This is a genomic window from Enterobacter hormaechei subsp. hoffmannii (assembly GCF_001729745.1).
In the GTDB taxonomy this organism is placed as follows: Bacteria; Pseudomonadota; Gammaproteobacteria; order Enterobacterales; family Enterobacteriaceae; genus Enterobacter; species Enterobacter intestinihominis.
In genome coordinates, this window is sequence record NZ_CP017186.1 from 12938 (window position 1) to 37209 (window position 24272).

Below are 24272 nucleotides of genomic sequence, written 5' to 3' on the forward strand. Positions count from 1 at the left end.
AGGCCCGGTAAGCGAAGCGCCACCGGGCAAAAAAAACGTACATAGAAAAAATATAACCCTCTGTAAATTACAGGGCATGGTGAGCGGCTTCGCTATGCCCAAAATCTGGAGACAGATTGCGATGGATATTCCAGTTACTGCTACAAAAACCGGGCGTCGTCGTTACCTGACGCTGATCATGATCTTTATTACCGTGGTCATCTGTTATGTCGACCGCGCCAACCTCGCCGTGGCCTCGGCCCATATTCAGGAAGAGTTTGGCATCACCAAAGCGGAAATGGGCTACGTCTTCTCGGCGTTTGCCTGGCTGTATACGTTCTGCCAGATCCCCGGCGGCTGGTTCCTTGACCGCGTGGGGTCACGTCTGACCTACTTTATCGCTATTTTGGGCTGGTCCGTGGCGACCCTGTTCCAGGGCTTCGCCACCGGGCTGATGTCGCTGATAGGCCTGCGCGCCATCACCGGGGTGTTTGAAGCGCCCGCGTTCCCGACCAACAACCGCATGGTGACCAGCTGGTTCCCTGAACACGAACGTGCTTCCGCTGTTGGTTTTTACACCTCCGGGCAGTTTGTTGGTCTGGCGTTTCTGACGCCGCTGTTAATCTGGATCCAGGAGCTGCTGAGCTGGCACTGGGTGTTCATCGTCACCGGCGGGATCGGCATTATCTGGTCGTTAATCTGGTTTAAGGTCTATCAGCCGCCGCGTCTGACCAAAAGCATCACCAAAGCCGAACTGGACTACATCCGCGACGGCGGCGGTCTGGTGGACGGCGATGCGCCAGTGAAAAAAGAGGCGCGCCAGCCGCTGACCAGAGCGGACTGGAAGCTGGTCTTCCACCGTAAGCTGGTGGGCGTATATCTGGGCCAGTTCGCGGTGACCTCCACGCTGTGGTTCTTCCTCACCTGGTTCCCGAACTATCTGACCCAGGAAAAAGGTATTACCGCGCTGAAGGCGGGCTTTATGACCACCGTTCCCTTCCTTGCGGCGTTTTTCGGCGTGCTGCTCTCGGGCTGGCTGGCGGATAAGCTGGTGAAAAAAGGCTTCTCACTGGGGGTTGCGCGTAAAACGCCGATTATCTGCGGACTGCTGATCTCTACCTGCATCATGGGAGCGAACTACACCAACGATCCAGTGTGGATCATGACCCTGATGGCGGTAGCGTTCTTCGGGAACGGTTTTGCCTCCATCACCTGGTCGCTGGTGTCGTCCCTGGCACCGATGCGGCTGATTGGCCTGACCGGTGGCGTGTTTAACTTCGTTGGCGGCCTGGGCGGGATCACCGTGCCGCTGGTCATCGGTTACCTGGCGCAGGACTACGGCTTTGGTCCGGCTCTGGTGTATATCTCTGCCGTGGCGCTGATCGGCGCGCTCTCCTACATCCTGCTGGTAGGTGACGTGAAACGAGTAGGCTAATCCCTTCGGATGTTTTACCCTGATGCGATAACCGCGCATCAGGGTATTTTCATGAAACAAATCACCTTCGCTTCCCGCAACCACCAGCTCACCAACATCAACATCTGGACGCCAGACAGCCAGTGGCTTGTCTATGATGTCCGCCCGTCCGGCGCGTCGTTTACCGGTAATACCATTGAGCGGGTCAATGTCATTACGGGCGAGGTTGAGGTGATCTACCGTGCGACTGACGGCGCGCATGTCGGCGTGGTGACCGTTCATCCTGCCGGGGAGAAATATGTTTTTATCCACGGCCCGAAAAACCCGGATGCAGACTGGCAGTATGATTTTCACCATCGTCAGGGAGTGATTGCGCACAACGGCCAGGTGAGCAATCTTGATGCGATGGATATCACCGCGCCTTACACGGCGGGGGCGCTGCGTGGCGGCAGCCACGTTCACGTTTTTAGCCCGAACGGGCAGTTCGTCAGCTTTACCTACAACGACCATGTACTGCACGCGCGCGATCCGCAGCTGGATTTGCGTAACGTCGGGGTGGCGGCGCCTTTTGGTCCGGTAAATCCACAGGGGAACCATCCGCGGGAATATGCTGGCACCTTCTGGAGCGTGCTGGTAAGCCGGACAACGCCGAACCCGCAACCGGGCAGCGATGAGATCAACCGCGCCTATGAAGAGGGCTGGGTGGACAACGACAGGCTGGCGTTTATCGGCGATACGGTGTCTGCGAAAGGCGAGAAAGTGCCCGAACTGTTTATTGTGGACCTTCCCAAGGACGAGCAGGGCTGGAAACGGGCGGGCGATGCGCCGTTGCAGGGGACGCCGGATACAATGCCCGCGCCGCCTGCGGGCGTCATGCAACGCCGCCTTACCTTCACCCATCAGAAGGCGTATCCGGGGCTGGTGAACGTGCCGCGCCACTGGGTGCGCAGCAATCCACAGGGGACGCAGATTGCGTTTTTAATGCGGGACGATAACGGCATTGTGCAGCTGTGGCTTATCTCCCCTGAAGGCGGTGAGCCGCGTCAGTTGACACACGCTGAGAGCGATATTCAGTCGGCCTTTAACTGGCATCCTTCCGGCAACGGGCTGGGATTTGTGCTTGCAGGCCGCATTGCCTGCTGCGATGCGCAGACCGGAGAGGTGACGTTTTTGACGTCCGATCATGGCAACCCGCCGTCTGCTGACGCTGTGGTGTTTTCCCCGGACGGACGTTTTATTGCGTGGATGGAAGAGAAGGACGGTTTCCGCCAGCTGTGGCTAACGGAAACCGCACAGAATTAGCGCGGGGTCATCTCTGCGGGCGGGATGACGGAGTTAGTCGCCAGCGTCTCCTGCTCGCTTTTCTCAACGCGCGAACGCACTGAGCTGTCGGTGCGGAACATATCCCACGGCAGCAGAAGCGTATCGGCAACCGCCGTAAACGGCATATCAAGAATCGCCAGAGATTTGGTACCCCAGTTTGTCTCATCATCAGAGATCATGGCGGCACTGGCGCGCGTCCCCGGATATGTTCCTTCTTTACCGCCGGTGTGCGACATCACGCTCGAACACCCGCAAAGTAAAACAACCCCGCTGAACGTCGCCAGCTTAATCAGAACATTTCTCATCATCACTCAGTCATCATTAGTAGCACGGCATTGACCTGCAACTCAGGGTTATAGCGAGGCGCGTCCAAAATGGATAGCTCAAAACTCCCGCACTGTGGTCGCCATCGCAATTTAACCCTTTGTGCTGTGCCCCTGAGTCTATGCGACAACCAGCAAAGTGCAAAAAAATCTCACATCAACAGGCTTGAAAAGGCCGTATCCAGACCCATTTTAAGAATGTAACCCGATAACGGACACGCCTGATGGGTGTTCGGGGAAGCAGAAGCCTGTCCATGGTGGAAGGCTACATTTTCTCGCTGATTCCAGGAGTTTTTATCTATGCGTAATTTCGATCTCTCTCCGCTATACCGTTCTGCCATTGGTTTTGATCGTCTGTTCAACCACTTAGAAAACAACCAGAGCCAGAGCAACGGCTATCCTCCTTACAACGTTGAATTGGTTGACGAAAACCACTATCGCATTGCGATTGCTGTCGCCGGTTTCGCAGAGAGCGAACTGGAGATCACCGCGCAGGACAATCTGCTGGTGGTGAAAGGCTCCCATGCGGGCGAGCAGAAAGAACGAACCTACCTCTACCAGGGCATCGCAGAGCGCAACTTTGAACGCAAGTTCCAGCTGGCTGAGAACATCCACGTCAAGGGCGCGAACCTGGTGAACGGCCTGCTGTTTATCGAGCTGGAACGTGTGATTCCGGAAGAGAAAAAACCGCGTCGTATCGAAATCAATTAATTAAGCGGGTCGCGGCTGCGGCCCACCTGAAATTGCTTGCCGTAAAGGGAGCATATGCGAATCCGTAAGGGTTTGCAGGTACAACTGCGCACAAAAATAAACTGTGCCGAACTCGCTTCTCAGAAGGAGATTTAGTATGCGTAACTATGATTTTTCCCCCCTGCTGCGTCAGTGGATCGGTTTTGACAAACTGGCTAACGCGCTGCAAAGCGCAACCGAACAGCAGACGTTTCCGCCGTACAACATCGAAAAAAGCGATGATAACCACTACCGCATCACGCTTGCGCTGGCCGGGTTTCGTCAGGAAGATCTCGACATCCAGCTTGAGGGTACGCGCCTGACCGTTAAAGGGTCACCGGAAAAACCAGACACCGAGACCAAATGGTTGCATCAGGGGCTTGTCACTCAGCCGTTTAGCCTGAGCTTTACCCTGGCAGACCATATGGAAGTTTCTGGCGCGACGTTCACTAACGGGCTGCTGAATATTGACCTCACCCGTAACGTGCCGGAAGCTATCGCGCCGCAGCGCATCGCCATTAGCGACAGGCCGGCGTTAAACAGTTAACAAACCCGCCGAAAATGTAGGTCGGGTAAGGCGCAGCCGCCACCCGACAACGCTCACAGACCGCACAAGGCCCTGCCCCGGCAGGGCTTTTTTGTGCGCCATCACCCATACAACCGCCGCCAGCTCTGAGAGAATCCCTGTTATAACTAAGGTTATACACAGGATGTGGAACATGAGTGATATCGCGTTAACCGTCAGCGTGTTGGCCCTTGTCGCGGTAGTGGGGCTATGGCTGGGGAATATCAAAATCCGCGGCGTCGGGTTTGGGATTGGCGGAGTGCTTTTCGGCGGGATTTTTGTCGGCCATTTTGCCGACCAGCTTGGGTGGGTGCTCAGCGCCGATATGCTGCATTTCATCCAGGAGTTCGGCCTGATCCTCTTTGTGTATACCATCGGTATTCAGGTGGGGCCGGGCTTCTTCGCTTCCCTGCGCGTCTCCGGTTTACGCCTTAATCTCTTTGCCTTCGGCATCGTCGTGATGGGTGGGCTGGTCACCGCCATTCTGCACAAACTCTTCGCTATTCCGCTGCCCGTCGTGCTGGGCATCTTCTCCGGCGCCGTAACCAACACGCCCGCGCTCGGGGCGGGCCAGCAAATTCTGCGCGATCTGGGTATCCCTGCTGATGTCGTCGATCAGATGGGGATGAGCTACGCCATGGCCTATCCGTTTGGCATTTGCGGTATTTTGCTCTCCATGTGGCTGGTGCGCGTGCTGTTCCGCATTAACGTCGAGCAGGAGGCGAAAGAGCATGAAAGCACGCTGACCAACGGCCATGCGCTCATTAAAACCATCAACATTCGCGTCGAAAACCCTAACCTGAATAATATGGCGATACAGGATGTTCCCATTCTGAACAGCGCGACCATTATCTGTTCACGCCTGAAACGTGACGACACGCTGATGGTGCCTTCACCTGACACCCTCATTCAGCACGGCGATCTCCTGCATCTGGTAGGGCAACCGGCGGATTTAAACAATGCCCGGCTGGTGATTGGTCAGGAGGTGGATACCTCGCTCTCAACCCGTGGAACGGACATGCGCGTGGAGCGCGTGGTAGTGACCAATGAGAAGGTCCTGGGCAAGAAAATACGCGATTTGCAGGTAAAAGAGCGTTATGACGTGGTGATCTCCCGTCTAAACCGCGCTGGTGTCGAGCTGGTGGCCAGCCAGGATGCCAGCCTGCAATTCGGTGATATTCTCAACCTCGTCGGGCGTCCTTCATCCATTGATGCCGTAGCGGACATGGTGGGCAACGCCCAGCAAAAACTCCAGCAGGTGCAGATGCTGCCGGTCTTTATCGGCGTCGGGCTTGGCGTCATGCTTGGCTCCATCCCCCTGTACGTGCCCGGCTTCCCGGTAGCACTGAAGCTGGGGCTGGCAGGCGGGCCGCTCATTATGGCGCTGATCCTCGGGCGTATCGGCTCCATCGGTAAGCTCTACTGGTTTATGCCGCCGAGCGCTAACCTGGCGCTGCGGGAGTTGGGCATCGTGCTGTTTCTGGCGGTGGTGGGACTGAAATCCGGCGGCGATTTTGTCGATACCCTGGTTAACGGCGAAGGGATGAGCTGGGTAGGCTACGGCATATTCATTACCGCCATCCCGCTGATAACGGTCGGATTACTGGCGCGTATGTTCGCTAAAATGAACTATCTCACGCTGTGCGGCATGCTGGCCGGTTCCATGACCGATCCGCCCGCCCTGGCGTTCGCCAATAACCTGCACGCCACCAGCGGCGCGGCGGCGTTGTCCTACGCCACGGTCTATCCGCTGGTGATGTTTTTGCGCATTATCACCCCGCAACTACTGGCGGTGCTGTTCTGGGGGATGGGCTAATAAGTCTTCCGGGTGGATACGCCGCAGATGGTAGTCCACCTGGTAATCGCTGGTGTTCCGGAACATCACGGAATAGTTGAGGAACTCGCCGCTGTCGCTGTAGGAAAGAGAGGTGATGCGCAGCAGCGGCGTCTGTTCCGGCAGATTCATATAACCGGCCAGCTGTTTATCTGCCAGCACTGGCGTCAGGCTCTCGTAGTTGCCGCTAATGGTGATCCCGCACTCCTTCTCGATGTAATCAAACTTAGACCCTTCGAGATGCGCCAGGGAAAGATTGCGGAACAGCTTCACCGGCATAAAGCTGTCCTCCAGCATCAGCGGTTTTCCGTCCACGTAACGCACCCGCCTTGAAAAATAGATCCACTCATCAACCTGAATCCGCAACTGGCTGGCGATGGCGGGCGGCGCGGGCATCACTTCAAACTGCAACACCTTGCTCTGCACTTCTTTCCCCTGCTGGCGCAGTACCTCCACCAGCCCGGTCAGGTTAGTCGTTTCATGATGAACGTCTTTGCGCGCCACGAACGTCCCGCTGCCGTGTCGACGTTCAACCAGCCCCCAGCTTACCAGCAGATCCAATGCCTTGCGGATGGTCATCCGGGCTACGCCAAACTCCTTTGCCAGCGCTTTTTCGCCGGGTAACGGGCTGCCAATGTTGTAGTCCGACGAATTGAGCCGTAGCCGCAATCTGTCGGCAATAGATTTGTAGATCACCTGTAGACCTCTGCTCGCCCGTTATGGCGTGGATTACGTCTTAACTTGTCCATATTTGCTATCAAAAGTAGACCTGATTGGTCAAATTAAAACCATGAATGCGATCACGAATCGCAGCGGCACGCCATGTTCCCGCATCAGTAACTTCTTATGCTCACCTCAGGCCAGTAAAAAATCATAAAGGCCTCTACCCCTACAGGTTGTTTCATGAGGATTTAAAAATGCTCAGTCAAATACAACGTTTTGGCGGCGCCATGTTCACCCCGGTTTTACTGTTTCCCTTTGCCGGGATCGTGGTCGGGATCGCCATCATGCTTCGCAACCCGCTGTTTGTCGGCGAAGCTTTAACGGCCCCCGATCATCTGTTCGCGCAGATTGTTCACATCATCGAAGAGGGCGGCTGGGCGGTGTTCCGCAATATGCCGCTGATTTTTGCTGTCGGCTTACCGATTGGCCTGGCAAAGCAGGCGCAGGGCCGCGCCTGTCTGGCGGTGCTGATTAGCTTTCTGACCTGGAACTACTTTATCAACGCGATGGGGATGACCTGGGGTCACTTCTTTGGCGTCGACTTCTCTGCTGAACCCACTGCTGGCAGCGGGCTGGCGATGATTGCCGGAATCAAAACGCTTGATACCAGCATCATCGGGGCGATTATCATTTCCGGGCTCGTCACCGCCATCCACAACCGATTTTTCGACAAGCCGTTGCCAGTCTTCCTGGGGATTTTCCAGGGCACCTCGTTTGTCGTTATCCTCGCGTTCTTCGTGATGATCCCCTGCGCCTGGCTGACGCTGCTGGGCTGGCCGAAAGTGCAGATGGGCATTGAGTCCCTGCAGGCGTTCCTGCGCTCTGCCGGTGCGCTCGGCGTATGGGTCTATACCTTCCTGGAACGCATTCTGATCCCAACCGGATTGCACCACTTCGTCTACGGTCCGTTTATTTTCGGCCCGGCGGCGGTAGAGGGCGGCATTCAGGTCTACTGGGCGCAGCACCTGCAGGAATTCAGCCAGAGCACTGTGCCGCTAAAAACACTGTTCCCTGAAGGCGGCTTCGCCCTGCACGGCAATTCGAAAGTGTTTGGCTCGGTCGGGATTGCGCTGGCGATCTGGTACACCGCGTCGCCGGAGAACCGCGTCAAGGTTGCGGGGCTGCTGGTTCCGGCCACGCTTACCGCCGTGCTGGTGGGTATTACCGAACCGCTGGAGTTCACCTTCCTGTTTATCTCGCCGTTGCTGTTTGCCATCCACGCCGTGCTGGCCGCAACGATGGCGACGGTGATGTATACCTTCGGGGTGGTGGGGAACATGGGGGGCGGTCTGCTGGACCAGTTCCTGCCACAAAACTGGATCCCGATGTTCCATAACCACGCCTCGACGGTATTCACCCAGATTGGCATCGGCCTCTGCTTCACCGCTCTCTATTTCGTGGTCTTCAGGACGCTTATCGAACGTCTGAATCTGAAAACGCCGGGCCGGGAAGAGAGCGAAATCAAGCTCTACAGCAAGGCCGACTATAAGGCGGCGCGTGGGCAAACCACCGCCCCGGCAGCAGCCAGCCAGCAGGTCGGACAGGCCGCTGGGTTCTTACAGGCGCTCGGCGGCGCAGCAAATATCGAAAGTATCAATAACTGCGCCACCCGCCTGCGTATCGCCCTGGTGGATATGACGAAAACCCAAAGCGACGACGTCTTCAAAGCCCTGGGCGCACACGGTGTGGTGCGACGCGGCAACGGCATTCAGGTGATTGTCGGTCTGCACGTTCCTCAGGTGCGCGACCAGCTGGAATCGCTGATGAAAACCCCTTTAACAAACGAACAAACCACTCTGACAGAGGCTATATCATGAAAAAATTCTCAGTTGTTATTGCAGGCGGCGGCAGTACATTCACGCCTGGTATCGTCCTGATGCTGTTAGCCAACCGTGACCGTTTCCCGCTGCGTGCGCTGAAGTTCTATGACAATGACGGAGCACGTCAGGAGGTTATCGCCGAGGCGTGCAAAATCATCCTCAGGGAGCAGGCGCCTGAGATTGAATTTAGTTACACCACCGATCCGAAAGCAGCCTTTACCGATGTGGATTTCGTGATGGCGCATATTCGCGTGGGCAAATACCCGATGCGTGAAAAAGATGAAAAAATCCCGCTGCGCCACGGCGTGCTGGGCCAGGAAACGTGCGGGCCGGGCGGCATCTCCTACGGCATGCGCTCCATCGGCGGCGTGCTTGAGCTGGTAGATTATATGGAGCAGTACTCCCCGAAAGCGTGGATGCTGAACTACTCCAACCCGGCGGCGATTGTCGCGGAAGCCACGCGCCGCCTGCGTCCGAACGCGAAAATCCTCAACATCTGCGACATGCCGATCGGCATTGAAGGCCGTATGGCGCAAATCGTCGGCCTGAAAGACCGCAAAGAGATGCGCGTGCGCTACTACGGTCTGAACCACTTCGGCTGGTGGACGTCGATTGAAGATCTGAACGGAAACGATCTGATGCCGAAGCTGCGCGAATACGTGGCGAAAAACGGTTATGTTCCGCCTTCGGAAGATGTGCATACTGAAGCGAGCTGGAACGATACCTTCGCCAAGGCCAAAGACGTACAGGCGCTGGATCCGGACACCATGCCGAACACCTACCTGAAGTATTACCTGTTCCCGGACTATGTGGTCGCCCATTCCAACCCGGAGCGTACCCGCGCCAATGAAGTGATGGATCACCGTGAGAAGCATGTATTCAGTTCATGCCGGGCGATTATCGAAGCCGGTCATTCTTCTGCCGGTGAACTGGAAATCGACGAACATGCGTCGTACATCGTCGATCTGGCGACCGCGATTGCCTTTAACACCCAGGAACGCATGTTGCTGATTGTGCCTAACAATGGGGCTATCCATAATTTTGACGCCGACGCGATGGTAGAAATTCCGTGTCTGGTCGGCCACAACGGACCGGAGCCGCTGACCGTGGGTGATATTCCGCACTTCCAGAAAGGGCTCATGAGCCAGCAGGTGGCGGTGGAAAAACTGGTGGTGGACGCCTGGGAGCAGCGCTCGTATCAGAAACTCTGGCAGGCGATTACCCTGTCGAAAACCGTACCGAGCGCATCGGTGGCGAAGGCGATTCTGGACGATCTGATTGAAGCTAATAAGGATTACTGGCCAGAGCTGCACTAATCTTTCTGACCGGCATCGCCAGATGCCGGTCTCCTTGTCCTGGCTGAATTACGCTATGCTGAAGCCTGCATGCTGCACGACAAGGAACCTTCATGAACATTTCCCGCCTCGGTGAAGCGCCGGACTACCGCTTCTCACTGGCTAACGAACGCACGTTCTTAGCGTGGATCCGCACCGCCCTGGGCTTTCTGGCCGCAGGCGTCGGCCTTGATCAGCTCGCCCCCGATTTTGCCTCTCCGTTGATTCGCGAAGTGCTGGCCCTGCTGCTGTGCCTGATTGCCGGCGTGCTGGCGATTTATGGCTATCTGCGCTGGCTGAGAAATGAAAAAGCGATGCGTCTGAAGCAGGATCTCCCCTATACGCGCGGTTTGATCATCATCAGTACGATTTTGCTGATGGTTGCGGGCGTAGTGATGTTACTGGTGCTGTATGCCGGATAGCCGCAAAGCGCGGCGGGAAGCGGACCCCGGGCTTCAGCCGGAGCGAACCTCGCTGGCCTGGCTGCGCACGCTGCTTGGGTATGGTGCGTTGATCGCGCTTGCCATTAAGCACAACTGGCACCGCACGGGGGCGCCATTCTGGATCTCCATTGTTGTGCTGGCGCTGGTAGCCATCATTTTATGGCGCTACACCCGCAGCCGTAACCTGATGGACGTGGCGCAGAGCGACTTTGTACAGCCGAAGGCGGTGCGGGATAAGTTCCTTATCGCCCTGGCCGTGCTGTCGCTGTCACTGCTGTTTGCGGTCACCCACATTCAACAAATTTTGCACCTGTAGGCCGGGTAAGGCGCAGCCGCCACCCGGCATATTTACTTCCCTTTCGCTAAATATTTCGCCATCTCGTCTTCCGGCACCATGCCGCCGCCGGTCGCCCAGACCAGGTGTGTAGTGTTAGCATTCGCCGTTATGCGTACCGGCCCGGCCATCCCCGCCAGCGCCGACGGCTCCAGACAAATGCCTTCTTCCTGCGCCAGCCAGCCGAGCAGGTCGTACATGCTTTGATCGGCGAGGGTATAGAACCCGTCAAGCAGACGCTCCATCGCGCGGCCCACGAAGCCAGACGCGCGACCTACCGCCAGACCGTCCGCCGCCGTCACGTTATCAATACCCAGATCCTGCACGGCGATTTCATCGTGCAGCCCGGTGTAAACGCCCAGCAGCATGCACGGGGAGTGCGTGGGCTCGGCGAAGAAACAGTGGACGTTATCGCCAAAGGCCAGCTTCAGGCCAAACGCCACGCCGCCGGGGCCGCCGCCGACGCCGCACGGCAGATAGACATTCAACGGATGTTCAGCATCCACCGCGCGCCCCTGCGCGGCAAACTGCGCTTTCAGGCGCTCACCTGCAACCGCGTAGCCCAGGAACAGCGTGCGTGAGTTCTCATCGTCAATAAAGAAACAGTTTGGATCGCTTTCCGCCGCTTTGCGCCCTTGCTCCACCGCCACGCCATAATCCTGCTCATATTCCACGACGATCACGCCGTGGCTGCGCAGTTTGGCTTTCTTCCACTCGCGGGCGTCGGCGGACATATGCACCGTGACCTTAAAGCCGATGCGCGCGCTCATAATGCCGATGGACATCCCCAGGTTGCCGGTTGAACCCACCGCGATGCTGTACTGGCTGAAGAAGGCTTTAAAGCGTGGCTCCAGCAGGATACTGTAGTCATCTTCAACGCTCAGCAACCGGGCTTCCAGCGCCAGTTTTTCCGCGTGGGCCAGCACTTCATAGATACCGCCGCGCGCTTTAATGGAGCCGGAAATCGGCAGATGGCTGTCTTTTTTCAGCAGCAGCGTGCCTGGAATGGCCTTGCCGGACTCTTTCTCCAGCCGCTTTTGCATCGCCGGGATAGCGACCAGTTCGGATTCGATAATCCCGCCCGTTGCCGCCGTTTCCGGGAAGGCTTTCGCCAGATACGGCGCGAAGCGTTTCAGGCGCGCATGCGCGTCGTCCACGTCGGCTTTGGTCAGCCTGACATATGGCAACCCTTCCGCCAGCGTCGTGGTGTTCGGATTAAGCCAGGTGATCTCTTTCAGGGCAATCAAATCCGCCAGCAGCGGAAACCGGTCAATGAGGCCGGTCAGGTCAGTCGTTTTCATAATCTGTCTCAGAATTTAGTTCGTCTTGACTCTACACCAATTGTGAAAAAGCATGCTAAATACAGAGTAAAGCATTTGATTATTTGCAAGGGGCGTCGTGTTAAAGCCGTTAATTGTCACCGTGTTAGCGCTCGCTTCCGGCTGGGCCTGTGCCGCTGAGCCACCCCTGACGGCTGCCCGTTACGCGCAGATGTTGGGCGTCGGAATGGATGTCGACTGGGCCCGCACCGAGCGCGGTATACGCGAATTCGACCCGTTGGTGGTCCGTGATTTCCAGGCGAAAGGCATACATCATGTCCGTATTCGGGTGGCGGGCGAACCGACGGAAGCGCGGTTGATTCACCTGCGTAAGCTGGTGGAGGCTTGCGAGCAATACGGCGTCATCCCCATCATCGCTTATCAGGCCGATGAATATAAAAACGACCCGAAAGCGGATACCGAAAAAGCGGTGATCAACTGGTGGATTGCCGTGGCGCACTATTTTGGTCAGCGCTCGCCGTTGCTGGGGTTTGACCTGATCTACGAACCGGCGGACAAGCTCAACCACAACGTTGCTTCGCTCAACCGGGTGTATGAGAAAGCGATCAAAGACATTCACGCCATTGATGCCAGCCGCATGATTTTTATCGCCCCTCGTCTGCGCGCCGCGCCGGAGGATTTATCCAGCCTGAAGCTGCCCGCACACAGCCAGAATTACCTGCTGGCGGAATGGCATATTTTCCCCTGGGGTCCGCTGAAAACGAACGGCAAATACCCGTGGACGTCCGGAACCGCGGCTGAGAAAGCGGCTATCCGTAACCGAATCAATGCCGCGCTGCACTGGCAGCAAAAAACCGGGCACGTTAGCTGGGTCGGGGGCTGGGGCGTGGGGGAGTCAAACCACCTCACGCCAACCGCTTCGCAAATGGCCTTCGCCAACTTTATGGCCTGCGAGCTGCAAAAGGCGAAAATCCCGTATGCGCTTAACGCGGACTTCCAGTTTTATGACGGGGAAGAGGGTGCCTGGCGGCCTGCGCCAGAGCCGTTATTACAGGCGATGATTGCGCCCGTGTGTGAAAAGTCCGGCGAGAAGCCGGGCCATCATGCGGTTAAACCGGCTGTTCGTGATGCGGGACGCGCGACGCCAGCGGCAGCCAGCACAGCAAAATCAGCAGCCCCATCAGGGTCATCAGCAGGCCCAAACTCGCCTGCCCGGTCTGCGGCATCATAGCCGAAAGCCAGGCCAGCGCGCCGGAACCGATATTCTGTAAACCGCCGACCAGGGCACCAGCCGTGCCCGCGTGGAACGGGAACGGCTCCATTGCGCCGCTGGTGGCGAGCGGGAACAGCATGCCCGCGCCGAAGAAGAACAGCGCCGCCGGGATGAGCAACGTCCAGACCGACATCACGTCAAACAGCCCCGGGATCCACATCATCAGCCCGGCCAGTAGACAGCTGATCACCGACTGCCACATCAGCGTAGAGAAGCGTTTGTTCGGACGTCCGGCGAACCATGCGCCGAAGAACGCCGCCGGGATCGGCAGAATAAACAAAATGCTCACCACCATGCTGCTCAGGCCAAGGCCTGCGCCCAGCAGCACGCCGGAACAGGCTTCAAACACCGCAATGCCCGCCAGGCCGCCGATTAGCATCAACAGATAACAGGTAAAGGACCCATTACCGAACAGCGTTTTGTAGCTGGCGATGAGCTTCGTGCGCGGCGCGTCCTGCGGACGTGTTTCCGGCATCCAGCGCGCCATGCTGAAGGTGACAATAATGCACAGCACCAGCAGGAAGGCGTAACAGGCGCGCCAGGACCAGACGGTGTCCAGCAGACCCCCAATCAGCGGGGCGAGCAGCGGGCTGACCAGAATGCCCATATTTAACAGACTGTTGGCGTGGCGAAGCTGGGTGCCCTGGTACATATCACGCGGCAGGGTACGCGCCATGACCCCGCCGACGCCGGTGCCCACGCCCTGGAGGGCGCTGGCGGCAATCAGGATGGTCAGGCTGTGCGTAGTAATGGCAATCACCGTCGCCACCATGAAAATGCTCATGCCCACCAGAATGACCGGACGACGCCCGACGCGATCGGACAGGGGACCATAAACCAGCTGTGAAACGCCATAGGTCAGCAGGTAGGCTGCCATCACGCTCTGTACCGCACCTTCGCGGACGCTCAGATCTTTTGCCATATCGGCAATCGCCGGAATGTAGATGGTTTGCGCCATCTGCCCGACGGCCACCAGTAACACCAGCATCAACAATAAGTTCACGTTCCGTTGCTTTTTCATGTCGCTGAATACTTTTGCCAAAAGAGATAAATAAAGAATAAGTGACTACGCATTCCCATAAATGCGCGAGGAATCTACCACAGAGAGATGACAATTTAAGCATTACTGTGATGAATGACAGAAGGCGTGAAGGCAGGATTTGTAAACAAGATCGGCAACTAATGTTGCCAGCGAATTACGCCAGGCGCAGCAGGACCGCACCGGCTGCAATACCCAGCGCCGCCGCGATGCGCAGGCCCACAACCTTCTCTTTTAAAAGCACAAATGCGATGAATGCGCCGAAGAGAATAGAGGTTTCACGTAGTGCGGCGACCACCGCCAGCGGCGCCTGAGTCATCGCCCAGAGTGCCAGACCGTAAGATCCCATCGTCCCGACGCCGCCGAGCAGTGTAACGCACAGGAGACGAACAAATATGGCCAGCTTGCGGCAGTCGGCTGGGGCGAGAAGGGGAGTAAAATCAGCGCAATAAGCGCGGCTGAACCGCTGACCCCGATCGCCGAGTAGAGCTTGTCCGTTCCGGCTTTAACGATGGCGTTCCAGCTGGCATGCAGCAGTGCGGCGAACAGTAAAATGCAGAAAACGGTGATGGACATGGCGGATCGGTTGGTGAAATGTCATCCAACTGTAACATTCCCCCGTCGAGGCTGCCAGCCGCTTACACTGCGCAAAAAAGGCGGTGCGTCACCCGGGGCTCGTCTGACACCAGCCTGAAGCCCGCCCGATGATAAAATCCGTACGCGGTTTCCGGCGCATGGGTATTAAGAAAATCAAACCAGATGCTGGCATCCGCCATCACCACGGTCAAAAGTTGTTTTCCAATCCCCAGCCCACGGCACTTTTCGCTGACGTAGAGATGACGAATACGTCCGGCGCGCGGCTGCTGGCTGAATGGATCGCGATTTAGACCGCACACGCCCACCAGCCTGCCGTTAAGAAACGCCCCCAGCAGCTTTTCACCCGGCGCGTTAAAGCGATTCTCACCGCGCTGCCAGTTCTCTTCCAGCCTGCGCAGCATATTGAAATTTAACGCGATACTCTCGGCCTTCAGGGCGATATAGCCCGGTTCATCAGGCGTAACAGGCTCAATTAACAGACGCGACATAGCATTCCCTCGTTATTAAAGAGGGGCGGTTGCCCGCCCCTCTCAGGTGCGACTTGAACCTGAATCACTTAACGTATTTCAGGACAGCATCAAGCAGTTGCAATACAGCAACAATGAGTTTGAGGACAAGTATGACCATATCCACGACGCTCATACGCGTCTCCTTTTGGTTAAAAGGAGCACGATGCTGGCGTACCTTTCCGCCGCCTGTGGCCAGCACCTGGATTGACGTAACACAGTGTGCTCACTTCAGGGGTTAAGGCACTGACGGCACCACCCGTTTCAGCCAGGACTTCGTTGCGCCGGTAAACTGCGGCCCCCTCGCTCACTGCGAACACCCTCAGTATAGATAAATACTGTATGTATGAACAGTATTTTATGGACAAATTTTGGAAGGCGATCCATACTCAAAAACGTCAAAATCCGTGCCGGAATTGCGCGTTCGTCTTCGATCGCGTATACTTTTCGCGTTGACGTAACACAGTGTGTTCTGCGGCAACCAACCGCAAAACCCTGATAAAAACCTCGCTTAGGCGGGGTTTTTTGTTTTCTGACGAAGTGAAAATAGTATCCTCCGTTGACTTATTGGCAATAGGTGTTATCGTTGCCATAATGGCAACGGACGCGGCAGGCAAGCAGGATGCATTTAATCTCAATGAAGGCAATTTTGGATGCGGTAAGCCAGTTCCCGCAATACAGAGAAGAGCTTCTCTTTTTAGGACGAGTTATTGAAAAGAGCCACTGCCCGACGCCCGCTGCACTGAGAAAACTTTTCCCAACGCTGGATAACTTCAAGTATCTTGATAAGCATTATGTTATTGATATTGCAAATAACAATCTCAGAGTAGTGGCTCTCATATTCTTTGAAAGCCAAAAGTTTTATGTGCGCCATGTTTTTACTCATAAGGAATATGACCGTTTTACGGAGAAACATCGCACTAAGGGGAAGAAATGATGATCGTCGCTGATGCAATGAAAGCTACGCACGCCCTTGTTGCGGCCGTTCCTTTACTGGGTGAACAGCCGAGCGAGAAAGATTATAAGGATGCGCTTGAGCTGGTTGAGTATCTCCTTATGAACGAGCCCAATAGCCCCTTGCTGGATATTGTTTGCGCCAGAATTAGCCATTACGAAGCTAATCGGCCAGAGATAGTCGCATTACGCAAGGAGATGGAGTCCGTTCCCGTCGGAATTGCAGTTTTGAGAACCTTGATGGATCAATACAATCTGACGATATCGGATTTTAAGGATGAAATTGGTAGTAAATCGATGGTTTCACGAGTTCTGAATGGTCAGAGACAGCTTACTCTGAACCATATTAAAAAGCTGGCGGCCAGATTTGGGGTATCACCTGCGCTATTTATTGAGTGAGTAAAAACCCTTTATTGAGTGTCATCGCCCAACAAACGAAACGTGATCCCTGACGCATTTTTGCGCAGTTGAAAATATTTCCATTGTCACATCCGAAAACCTGTGTTTGTATAAATTCTATCAATGATTCCAAACACAGGTCCCCAATGACTTCATCCATCTTCACTTCGACCCTACTAAAAACTGCGCAACCTGCCGCAGTGGTCGTCGTGCGTGTGGTGGTGGTCGTCGGCAATGCGCCGTAGGGACTGGATCAACACACGAATCCAAAACCCCGCCGGCGCAAACCGGGCGGGGTTTTTCGTTTATGAGCCTCCCCGGAAAGTCGGCCCAGAAGAAAAGGACTGGAGCATGGCAAGTTCGGGCACAACATCCACAAAAACGCGTTTTACAGGCGCGCAGCTGATTGTTCATTTACTGGAACGACAGGGCATCACCACCGTTGCGGGCATCCCGGGTGGGACCGTGCTGCCGCTGTATGATGCGTTAAGCCAAAGCACACAGATCCGCCACGTGCTGGCGCGCCACGAGCAGGGCGCAGGCTTTATCGCTCAGGGCATGGCGCGTACCCAGGGTAAACCGGCGGTCTGTATGGCCTGTAGCGGGCCGGGCGCCACTAACCTGGTGACCGCCATCGCCGATGCGCGCCTCGACTCCATTCCGCTGATCTGCATTACCGGCCAGGTGCCGTCCTCGATGATCGGTACCGATGCGTTCCAGGAAGTGGATACCTACGGTATCTCTATCCCCATCACCAAACATAACTATTTAGTTCGCGATATCAGCGAGCTGCCTCAGGTGATCAGCGATGCGTTTCGCATTGCCCAGTCTGGCCGCCCGGGTCCGGTGTGGATAGACATTCCTAAGGATGTCCAGACCGCAGAAATTGAGATCGACGTGCTGCCGGAGCCGGGCGAGCGTGCCCCGGCGCCGGAATTCAGCGCTGAGAGCGTGCGCGATGCCGCCGCCATGATTAACGCGGCGAAACGCCCGGTGCTCTATCTGGGCGGCGGGGCGATCAACGCCGCGGATGAAATCCGTCAGTTCGCTGAAAAATCCAGCCTGCCTACCACCATGACCCTGATGGCGCTCGGCATGCTGCCAAAAGCGCACCCATTGTCTTTAGGGATGCTGGGCATGCACGGCGCGCGCAGCACCAACTACATCCTGCAAGAGGCGGATTTGCTGATTGTTATGGGGGCGCGTTTTGATGACCGTGCGATTGGCAAAACCGAGGAGTTCTGCCCGAACGCCAAAATCATTCACGTGGATATCGACCGCGCCGAGCTGGGTAAAATCAAGCAGCCGCACGTGGCGATTCAGGGCGACGTGACCGAGGTGCTGGCACAGCTGATCCCACAGACGGAGGCAAACGACCGCGCCGACTGGCGCCAGCTGGTAGCCGATCTGCAACGCGAGTTCCCGGGCGCTATCCCAACCGAGGGCGACCCGCTGAGCCACTATGGTCTTATCAACGCCGTTGCGGCCTGCGTGGATGACAGCGCGATTATCACTACCGACGTCGGCCAGCATCAGATGTGGACCGCCCAGGCGTATCCGCTTAACCGCCCGCGCCAGTGGCTGACCTCCGGCGGCCTTGGCACCATGGGCTTCGGCCTGCCAGCAGCGGTTGGCGCGGCGCTCGCCAACCCGGACCGTAAGGTGATCTGCTTCTCCGGTGACGGCAGCCTGATGATGAACATTCAGGAGATGGCGACGGCAGCCGAAAACCAGTTAGACGTCAAAATCATTCTGATGAACAACGAGGCGCTGGGCCTGGTACACCAGCAGCAGAGCCTGTTCTATAAGCAGGGCGTGTTTGCGGCGACCTATCCGGGGATGATCAACTTCATGCAGATTGCCGCTGGTTTTGGCCTGCACACCTGCGATCTGAACGCCGAAGAAGATGCCCACGCGGCGTTGCAGGATGCGATTTCTCGCCCTGGCCCGGCGCTGATCCACGTGCGTATCGACCCTGAACAAAAAGTGTATCCGATGGTGCCGCCGGGTGCGGCCAATACTGAGATGGTGGGGGAATAAGCCATGCAGAAACAATGTGATAATGTCATTCTGGAACTCACCGTCCGCAACCACCCTGGCGTCATGACCCACGTCTGCGGGCTGTTTGCCCGACGTGCGTTTAACGTGGAAGGCATTCTGTGCCTGCCGATTCAGGGCAGCGAGCACAGCCGCATCTGGCTACTGGTGAACGACGACCAGCGTCTGGAGCAGATGATGGCGCAGATCGACAAGCTGGAAGATGTCACCAAAGTGGCACGCAACCAGTCCGATCCCACCATGTTTAACAAAATTGCGGTGTTTTTCGAGTAAATCACTTAAGGTAAAAGGCTTTTGCCGGATAGCGCTGCGCTTATCCAGCCTGCAAGGACGTTACACGTAGGCCGGATAAGGCGTTTACGCCGACATCCGGCGTGTTCACGCATCAGGATCAAACCATGACCACCATCGCCCTTATCGACGACCACCTTATCGTCCGCTCCGGCTTTGCCCAGCTTTTAAACCTCGAACCGGATTTTCAGGTCGTGGCCGAGTTTGGCTCCGGTCGCGAGGCGCTGGCGGGCCTGCCGGGACGCGGGGTGCAGGTCTGTATCTGCGACATCTCAATGCCGGATCTCTCCGGGCTGGAGCTGTTAAGCCAGCTGCCGAAAGGGATGGCGACCATTATGCTCTCCGTCCACGACAGCCCGGCGCTGGTCGAGCAGGCGCTCAACGCGGGCGCGCGCGGCTTCCTCTCTAAACGCTGTAGCCCCGACGAGCTGATTGCCGCCGTGCGCACCGTCTCCACCGGCGGCTGCTACCTGACGCCGGATATCGCCATCAAGCTGGCGGCGGGACGGCAGGATCCGCTCACCAGACGCGAGCGTCAGGTGGCAGAGAAACTTGCCCAGGGCATGTCGGTAAAAGAGATTGCCGCGGAGCTGGATCTGTCCCCGAAAACCGTGCATGTTCATCGCGCCAACCTGATGGAAAAACTCAACGTCAGTAACGATGTCGAGCTGGCGCGCCGTATGTTTGACAGCTGGCAATGAGTCCCGTTTTTTCACGGCTGATCGCCGTCGTCGCCAGCTTTTTTATCTTCTCCGCCGCATGGTTCTGCCTGTGGAGCATCAGCCTGCATCTGGTGGAACGCCCGGAGCTGGCGGTGCTGCTTTTCCCCTTTGGCCTGCGTCTGGGACTGATGCTTCAGTGCCCGCGCGGCTACTGGCCCGTTTTGCTGGGCGCAGAGTGGCTGATGCTGATCTGGCTGGCGCAGGAAGTGGCGCTGGCGCATCTGCCCTTATTGATGACCGGAAGCCTGCTCACGCTTATCCCGGTCGCCCTGATTTCCCGCTACCGTCACCAGCGCGACTGGCGCACGCTGCTGCGTCAGGGGGCGGCGCTGATTGCCGCCGCGCTGTTGCAGTCCCTGCCGTGGGTGGGTGAAAAGGAGGGGCTCAACGCCCTGCTGCTGACCCTCACCGGCGGCCTGACGCTGGCACCGACCTGCCTGGTTTTCTGGCATTACCTTACCAGCACCGTCTGGCAGCCGCTCGGCCCGGCGCTGGTCTCCCAGCCGGTGAACTGGCGCGCCCGGCACCTCGTCTGGTATCTGCTGCTGTTTGTGGTGAGCCTGTGGCTTCAGCTGGGTTTACCTGCCGAGCTTTCACGCTTCACGCCGTTTTGTCTGGCATTACCGATCATCGCGTTGGCCTGGCACTACGGCTGGCAGGGGGCGCTGATCGCCACGCTGATGAACGCCATCGCGCTCATTGCCAGCCAAACCTGGCACGATCATCCGGTAGATCTGCTGCTTTCCCTGCTGGCCCAGAGCCTGACCGGGCTGCTGCTCGGCGCGGGCATACAGCGCCTGCGCGAGCTGAACCAGTCCCTGCAAACCGAGCTGGCGCGCAACCGCCGTCTGGCGGAGCGCCTGCTGGAGACCGAAGAGAGCGTGCGGCAGGAGGTCGCCCGCGAGCTGCACGACGATATCGGCCAGACCATCACCGCTATCCGCACCCAGGCGGGCATTGTCCAGCGCCTGGCGGCGGAAAACGCGAGCGTGAAGCAGGGCGGGGCGCATATCGAACAGCTTTCGCTGGGGGTTTATGATTCCGTTCGCCGCCTGTTAGGACGGCTGCGCCCGCGCCAGCTTGACGACCTCTCGCTTGAGCAGGCGGTGCGCTCCCTGATGCGCGAGATGGAGCTGGAAAGCCGCGGAATTGTCAGCCATCTCGACTGGCGTATTAACGAGCCTGCGCTGAGCGAAGGCCAGCGCGTGACGCTATTCCGCGTCTGTCAGGAGGGGCTGAACAACATCGTCAAGCACGCCAGCGCCAGCGCGGTCACCATCCAGGGCTGGCAGCAGGACGACAGCCTGAAGCTGGTGATTGAGGATGACGGCTGCGGCCTGCCGCCGGGTTCCGGCCATCAGGGCTTTGGCCTGGCGGGCATGCGCGAGCGCGTGAAGGCGCTCGGCGGCACGCTGACAATCTCCTGCACCCACGGGACGCGCGTCAGCGTCAGTTTGCCGTTAAGGACGCACCATGTTTAAAACCCCCGCCAGCGCCGCCCCGCTAGGCAACAAAGCGGAAATCGACGCCCGCTACCGCTACTGGCGACGTCATATCCTGGTCACTATCTGGCTCGGCTACGCGCTGTTCTACTTCACCCGCAAAAGCTTCAACGCCGCCGCGCCGGAGATCCTCGCCAGCGGCGTGATGGCGCGCACCGACATCGGCCTGCTGGCGACGCTGTTTTACATCACCTACGGTCTGTCGAAGTTCTTCTCCGGCATCGTCAGCGACCGCTCCAATGCGCGCTATTTCATGGGCGTTGGGCTGATCGCCACCGGCGTGGTGAACATCCTGTTTGGCTTCTCCACCTCGCTCTGGGCCTTCGCCCTGCTGTGGGCGCTGAACGCCTTCTTCCAGGGCTGGGGCGCGCCGGTCTGCGCCCGCCTGCTCACCGCCTGGTACTCACGCAACGAGCGCGGCGGCTGGTGGGCGATATGGAATACCGCGCATAACGTCGGCGGGGCGCTGATCCCGATGGTGGTGGGGGCTGCCGCGCTGCACTACGGCTGGCGTGCGGGGATGATGATTGCCGGTGGCCTGGCAATTATCGCCGGGCTGTTCCTCTGCTGGCGCCTGCGCGACAGGCCGCAAACCGTCGGCCTTCCACCGGTGGGCGACTGGCGGCACGACGAGATGGAGATCGCCCAGCAGCAGGAGGGGGCCGGGCTGTCCCGCCAGCAGATCCTCACCAAATACGTACTGAAAAACCCCTACATTTGGCTGCTGTCGCTCTGCTACGTGCTGGTCTACGTGGTGCGCGCGGCCATCAACGACTGGGGCAACCTGTACATGTCCGAGACGCTCGGTGTGGATCTGGTGACCGCCAACTCGGCAGTGACCATGTTTGAACTGGGCGGGTTTATCGGCGCGCTGGTGGCGGGCTGGGGCTCGGACAAGCTCTTCAACGGCAACCGCGGGCCTATGAACCTGATCTTCGCCGCCGGAATTTTGCTCTCCGTTGGCTCGCTGTGGCTGATGCCGTTCGCCAGCTACGTGATGCAGGCGGCGTGCTTCTTCACCATCGGTTTTTTCGTCTTTGGCCCGCAGATGCTGATCGGCATGGCGGCGGCAGAGTGCTCCCACAAAGAGGCGGCAGGCGCGGCGACGGGCTTTGTCGGGCTGTTTGCCTACCTTGGCGCATCGCTCTCCGGCTGGCCGCTGGCGCGGGTGATCGACATCTGGCACTGGAGCGGGTTCTTCGCGGTGATCGCTATCGCGGCGGGCATCTCCGCCCTGCTGTTGCTGCCGTTTTTGCACGCGCAGGCACCGCGCGAAGCGTGACGCGCCTCACCTTTTGCTGCCGAGTCGCGCAAAACTAAGAAATTTTCCCGGTTTCACCTGGACGCTGTCTCAGGCATCTCTCCTGGCTGGTTTTTACAATGCTGCAAAAATCAGCTCAGGAGTAACTCAGTCATGCTGGCCTTCTTAAATCAGGTGCGCAAGCCGACCCTGGATCTGCCGCTCGACGTGCGGCGCAAAATGTGGTTCAAACCGTTCATGCAGTCCTATCTGGTGGTCTTCATCGGCTACCTGACTATGTACCTGATCCGCAAAAACTTTAACATCGCGCAGAACGACATGATCTCCACCTACGGGCTGAGCATGACGCAGTTGGGGATGATTGGCCTGGGCTTCTCCATCACCTATGGCGTGGGGAAAACCGTTGTTTCCTACTATGCGGACGGCAAAAACACCAAGCAGTTCCTGCCGTTTATGCTGATCCTCTCTGCCATCTGTATGCTCGGCTTCAGCGCCAGCATGGGCGCGGGCTCCGTCAGCCTGTTCCTGATGATCGCCTTTTACGCCCTGAGCGGTTTCTTCCAGAGCACCGGAGGGTCGTGCAGCTACTCCACCATCACCAAATGGACGCCGCGCCGCAAGCGGGGGTCGTACCTCGGCATGTGGAACATCTCCCACAACCTCGGCGGAGCGGGTGCGGCAGGCGTGGCGCTGTTCGGCGCGAACTACCTGTTCGACGGTCACGTCATCGGCATGTTTATCTTCCCGTCGATTATTGCCCTGATTGTTGGTTTTATCGGCCTGCGCTACGGCAGCGATTCCCCGGAGTCGTACGGCCTCGGCAAAGCCGAAGAGCTGTTCGGGGAAGAGATCAGCGAAGAGGACAAAGAGACCGAAGAAAACGAGATGTCCAAATGGCAGATCTTTGTTGAGTACGTGCTGAAAAACAAAGTGATTTGGCTGCTCTGTTTCTCGAACATCTTCCTGTACGTGGTGCGCATTGGTATCGACCAGTGGTCCACCGTGTATGCCTTCCAGGAGCTGAAGCTTTCTAAAGAAGTGGCGATTCAGGGCTTCACCCTGTTTGAAGTGGGCGCGCTGGTCGGCACGCTGCTGTGGGGATGGCTCTCCGACCTCGCCAATGGCCGCCGCGCGCTGGTGGCCTGCGTCGCGCTGGCGCTGATTATCGCCACCCTTGGCGTCTACCAGCACGCCAGCAACCAGTACATTTACCTGGCGTCCCTGTTCGCGCTCGGCTTCCTGGTGTTTGGTCCGCAATTACTGATCGGTGTGGCGGCAGTGGGCTTCGTCCCGAAAAAAGCGATCGGCGCCGCCGATGGGATTAAGGGCACCTTCGCCTACCTGATCGGCGACAGCTTCGCCAAGCTGGGCCTGGGGATGATCGCCGACGGCACGCCGATTTTCGGCCTTACCGGCTGGGCGGGCACCTTCGCCGCGCTGGATGCCGCCGCGATTGGCTGTATCGTCCTGATGGCGATGGTTGCGGTGCTGGAAGAGCGTAAGATCCGCCGTGAGAATCGTGCGCAGAAATTAAAAGTAGCCTGAGTGTGCAGGTAACTTCTTTGCCCG

The 24272-nt window shown here is 57.7% G+C and carries 24 protein-coding genes, 2 pseudogenes and 1 other annotated feature; of the genes and pseudogenes, 19 read left to right on the forward strand and 7 right to left on the reverse strand.

What is annotated here, in order from left to right; genetic code table 11:
- Nucleotides 1-76: 76 nt before the first annotated feature.
- Entirely contained in the window at nt 77-1414 is a 1338-nt protein-coding gene (locus BFV65_RS00060) for an MFS transporter (protein WP_162273767.1), read from the forward strand.
- A gap of 51 nt (nt 1415-1465) precedes the next feature.
- Nucleotides 1466-2695, forward strand: a complete 1230-nt coding sequence (locus BFV65_RS00065) for a YidR family protein (RefSeq protein ID WP_201788118.1) — start codon at nt 1466-1468, stop codon at nt 2693-2695.
- Here the strand turns inward: BFV65_RS00065 and BFV65_RS00070 are convergent.
- Nucleotides 2692-3024: a YceK/YidQ family lipoprotein gene (locus tag BFV65_RS00070; RefSeq protein WP_032622035.1), complete on the reverse strand. Its 333-nt coding sequence runs from the start codon at nt 3022-3024 to the stop codon at nt 2692-2694. The two genes, BFV65_RS00065 and BFV65_RS00070, sit on opposite strands and share 4 nt — an antisense overlap.
- A 247-nt stretch (nt 3025-3271) precedes the next feature.
- Nucleotides 3272-3346: a sequence feature (ROSE (Repression Of Heat Shock gene Expression) occurs in the 5'-region of heat shock genes and acts as an RNA thermometer to modulate expression.), on the forward strand.
- On the opposite strand from BFV65_RS00070, the gene ibpA reads away from it, so the two are divergent.
- The 3 genes from ibpA to BFV65_RS00085 all read left to right on the forward strand — a co-directional run bounded on the left by ibpA (nt 3340) and on the right by BFV65_RS00085 (nt 6149).
- Nucleotides 3340-3750: a small heat shock chaperone IbpA gene (ibpA, locus tag BFV65_RS00075; RefSeq protein ID WP_003861094.1), complete on the forward strand. Its 411-nt coding sequence runs from the start codon at nt 3340-3342 to the stop codon at nt 3748-3750. It overlaps the preceding feature by 7 nt.
- A gap of 136 nt (nt 3751-3886) precedes the next feature.
- Entirely contained in the window at nt 3887-4315 is a 429-nt protein-coding gene (gene ibpB / locus BFV65_RS00080) for a small heat shock chaperone IbpB (protein WP_022646539.1), read from the forward strand.
- A gap of 172 nt (nt 4316-4487) precedes the next feature.
- Nucleotides 4488-6149 (forward strand): putative transporter, encoded by a 1662-nt coding sequence (locus tag BFV65_RS00085; protein ID WP_032626695.1) that lies wholly within the window; start codon nt 4488-4490, stop codon nt 6147-6149.
- Here BFV65_RS00085 and BFV65_RS00090 read toward each other — a convergent pair.
- Nucleotides 6117-6863: a GntR family transcriptional regulator gene (locus BFV65_RS00090; protein WP_069596108.1), complete on the reverse strand. Its 747-nt coding sequence runs from the start codon at nt 6861-6863 to the stop codon at nt 6117-6119. The genes BFV65_RS00085 and BFV65_RS00090 overlap by 33 nt on opposite strands.
- Before the next feature lie 221 nt (nt 6864-7084).
- Between BFV65_RS00090 and BFV65_RS00095 the strand changes: the two genes are divergently transcribed.
- The 4 genes from BFV65_RS00095 to BFV65_RS00110 all read left to right on the forward strand — a co-directional run bounded on the left by BFV65_RS00095 (nt 7085) and on the right by BFV65_RS00110 (nt 10803).
- Nucleotides 7085-8707 carry an alpha-glucoside-specific PTS transporter subunit IIBC gene (locus BFV65_RS00095; protein WP_022646542.1) on the forward strand — a complete coding sequence of 541 codons (1623 nt, stop codon included), beginning with the start codon at nt 7085-7087 and terminating at the stop codon, nt 8705-8707.
- The gene (locus tag BFV65_RS00100; protein ID WP_058646762.1) at nt 8704-10026 is read left to right on the forward strand and encodes a 6-phospho-alpha-glucosidase; all 1323 of its coding nucleotides are present in this window, start codon (nt 8704-8706) and stop codon (nt 10024-10026) included. Before BFV65_RS00095 ends, BFV65_RS00100 begins: the two co-directional genes overlap by 4 nt.
- Nucleotides 10027-10118: 92 nt before the next feature.
- Nucleotides 10119-10466 carry a YidH family protein gene (locus tag BFV65_RS00105; protein WP_069596109.1) on the forward strand — a complete coding sequence of 116 codons (348 nt, stop codon included), beginning with the start codon at nt 10119-10121 and terminating at the stop codon, nt 10464-10466.
- Nucleotides 10456-10803: a DUF202 domain-containing protein gene (locus BFV65_RS00110; protein ID WP_022646545.1), complete on the forward strand. Its 348-nt coding sequence runs from the start codon at nt 10456-10458 to the stop codon at nt 10801-10803. Before BFV65_RS00105 ends, BFV65_RS00110 begins: the two co-directional genes overlap by 11 nt.
- A gap of 32 nt (nt 10804-10835) precedes the next feature.
- Here BFV65_RS00110 and dsdA read toward each other — a convergent pair whose 3' ends face one another.
- The gene (dsdA, locus tag BFV65_RS00115) at nt 10836-12122 is read right to left on the reverse strand and encodes a D-serine ammonia-lyase (protein WP_069596110.1); all 1287 of its coding nucleotides are present in this window, start codon (nt 12120-12122) and stop codon (nt 10836-10838) included.
- 97 nt (nt 12123-12219) lie between these two features.
- On the opposite strand from dsdA, the pseudogene BFV65_RS22195 reads away from it, so the two are divergent.
- Nucleotides 12220-13305, forward strand: a pseudogene (locus tag BFV65_RS22195) (cellulase family glycosylhydrolase); the annotation flags it as partial.
- Here the strand turns inward: BFV65_RS22195 and emrD are convergent.
- From emrD to tisB, 4 genes and pseudogenes are all read right to left on the reverse strand, one after another.
- Nucleotides 13211-14395 carry a multidrug efflux MFS transporter EmrD gene (emrD, locus tag BFV65_RS00120; RefSeq protein WP_069597078.1) on the reverse strand — a complete coding sequence of 395 codons (1185 nt, stop codon included), beginning with the start codon at nt 14393-14395 and terminating at the stop codon, nt 13211-13213. The pseudogene BFV65_RS22195 and the gene emrD overlap by 95 nt on opposite strands.
- A 175-nt stretch (nt 14396-14570) precedes the next feature.
- Nucleotides 14571-14989, reverse strand: a pseudogene (locus tag BFV65_RS00125) (hypothetical protein).
- Nucleotides 14990-15051: 62 nt separating this feature from the next.
- On the reverse strand, nt 15052-15498 hold the full coding sequence (locus BFV65_RS00130; protein ID WP_023298965.1) for a GNAT family N-acetyltransferase: 447 nt from the start codon (nt 15496-15498) through the stop codon (nt 15052-15054).
- Between the two features lie 64 nt (nt 15499-15562).
- The gene (tisB, locus tag BFV65_RS22200) at nt 15563-15652 is read right to left on the reverse strand and encodes a type I toxin-antitoxin system toxin TisB (RefSeq protein ID WP_022646551.1); all 90 of its coding nucleotides are present in this window, start codon (nt 15650-15652) and stop codon (nt 15563-15565) included.
- Nucleotides 15653-16138: 486 nt separating this feature from the next.
- Here tisB and BFV65_RS00140 point away from each other — a divergent pair, with 486 nt between their 5' ends.
- The 9 genes from BFV65_RS00140 to uhpT all read left to right on the forward strand — a co-directional run bounded on the left by BFV65_RS00140 (nt 16139) and on the right by uhpT (nt 24248).
- On the forward strand, nt 16139-16453 hold the full coding sequence (locus BFV65_RS00140) for a type II toxin-antitoxin system HigB family toxin (RefSeq protein WP_022646552.1): 315 nt from the start codon (nt 16139-16141) through the stop codon (nt 16451-16453).
- On the forward strand, nt 16450-16869 hold the full coding sequence (locus BFV65_RS00145; protein ID WP_022646553.1) for a helix-turn-helix domain-containing protein: 420 nt from the start codon (nt 16450-16452) through the stop codon (nt 16867-16869). The genes BFV65_RS00140 and BFV65_RS00145 overlap by 4 nt, the downstream gene beginning before the upstream one ends.
- A gap of 146 nt (nt 16870-17015) precedes the next feature.
- A complete protein-coding gene (ivbL, locus tag BFV65_RS22205) occupies nt 17016-17114 on the forward strand; it encodes an ilvB operon leader peptide IvbL (protein ID WP_057979964.1) in 99 nt (32 codons plus the stop codon).
- Nucleotides 17115-17220: 106 nt separating this feature from the next.
- On the forward strand, nt 17221-18909 hold the full coding sequence (gene ilvB, locus BFV65_RS00150) for an acetolactate synthase large subunit (protein WP_069596111.1): 1689 nt from the start codon (nt 17221-17223) through the stop codon (nt 18907-18909).
- Nucleotides 18910-18912: 3 nt separating this feature from the next.
- Complete coding sequence (gene ilvN / locus BFV65_RS00155; protein ID WP_015570113.1) at nt 18913-19200, forward strand: acetolactate synthase small subunit; 288 nt, start codon at nt 18913-18915, stop codon at nt 19198-19200.
- 125 nt (nt 19201-19325) lie between these two features.
- The gene (gene uhpA, locus BFV65_RS00160) at nt 19326-19919 is read left to right on the forward strand and encodes a response regulator transcription factor UhpA (RefSeq protein ID WP_022646555.1); all 594 of its coding nucleotides are present in this window, start codon (nt 19326-19328) and stop codon (nt 19917-19919) included.
- On the forward strand, nt 19916-21421 hold the full coding sequence (uhpB, locus tag BFV65_RS00165) for a signal transduction histidine-protein kinase/phosphatase UhpB (RefSeq protein ID WP_069596112.1): 1506 nt from the start codon (nt 19916-19918) through the stop codon (nt 21419-21421). Before uhpA ends, uhpB begins: the two co-directional genes overlap by 4 nt.
- Complete coding sequence (uhpC, locus tag BFV65_RS00170; RefSeq protein ID WP_038414992.1) at nt 21414-22724, forward strand: MFS transporter; 1311 nt, start codon at nt 21414-21416, stop codon at nt 22722-22724. Before uhpB ends, uhpC begins: the two co-directional genes overlap by 8 nt.
- 132 nt (nt 22725-22856) lie before the next feature.
- Nucleotides 22857-24248, forward strand: a complete 1392-nt coding sequence (uhpT, locus tag BFV65_RS00175; protein ID WP_023298970.1) for a hexose-6-phosphate:phosphate antiporter UhpT — start codon at nt 22857-22859, stop codon at nt 24246-24248.
- The last annotated feature ends 24 nt before the right edge of the window (nt 24249-24272 follow it).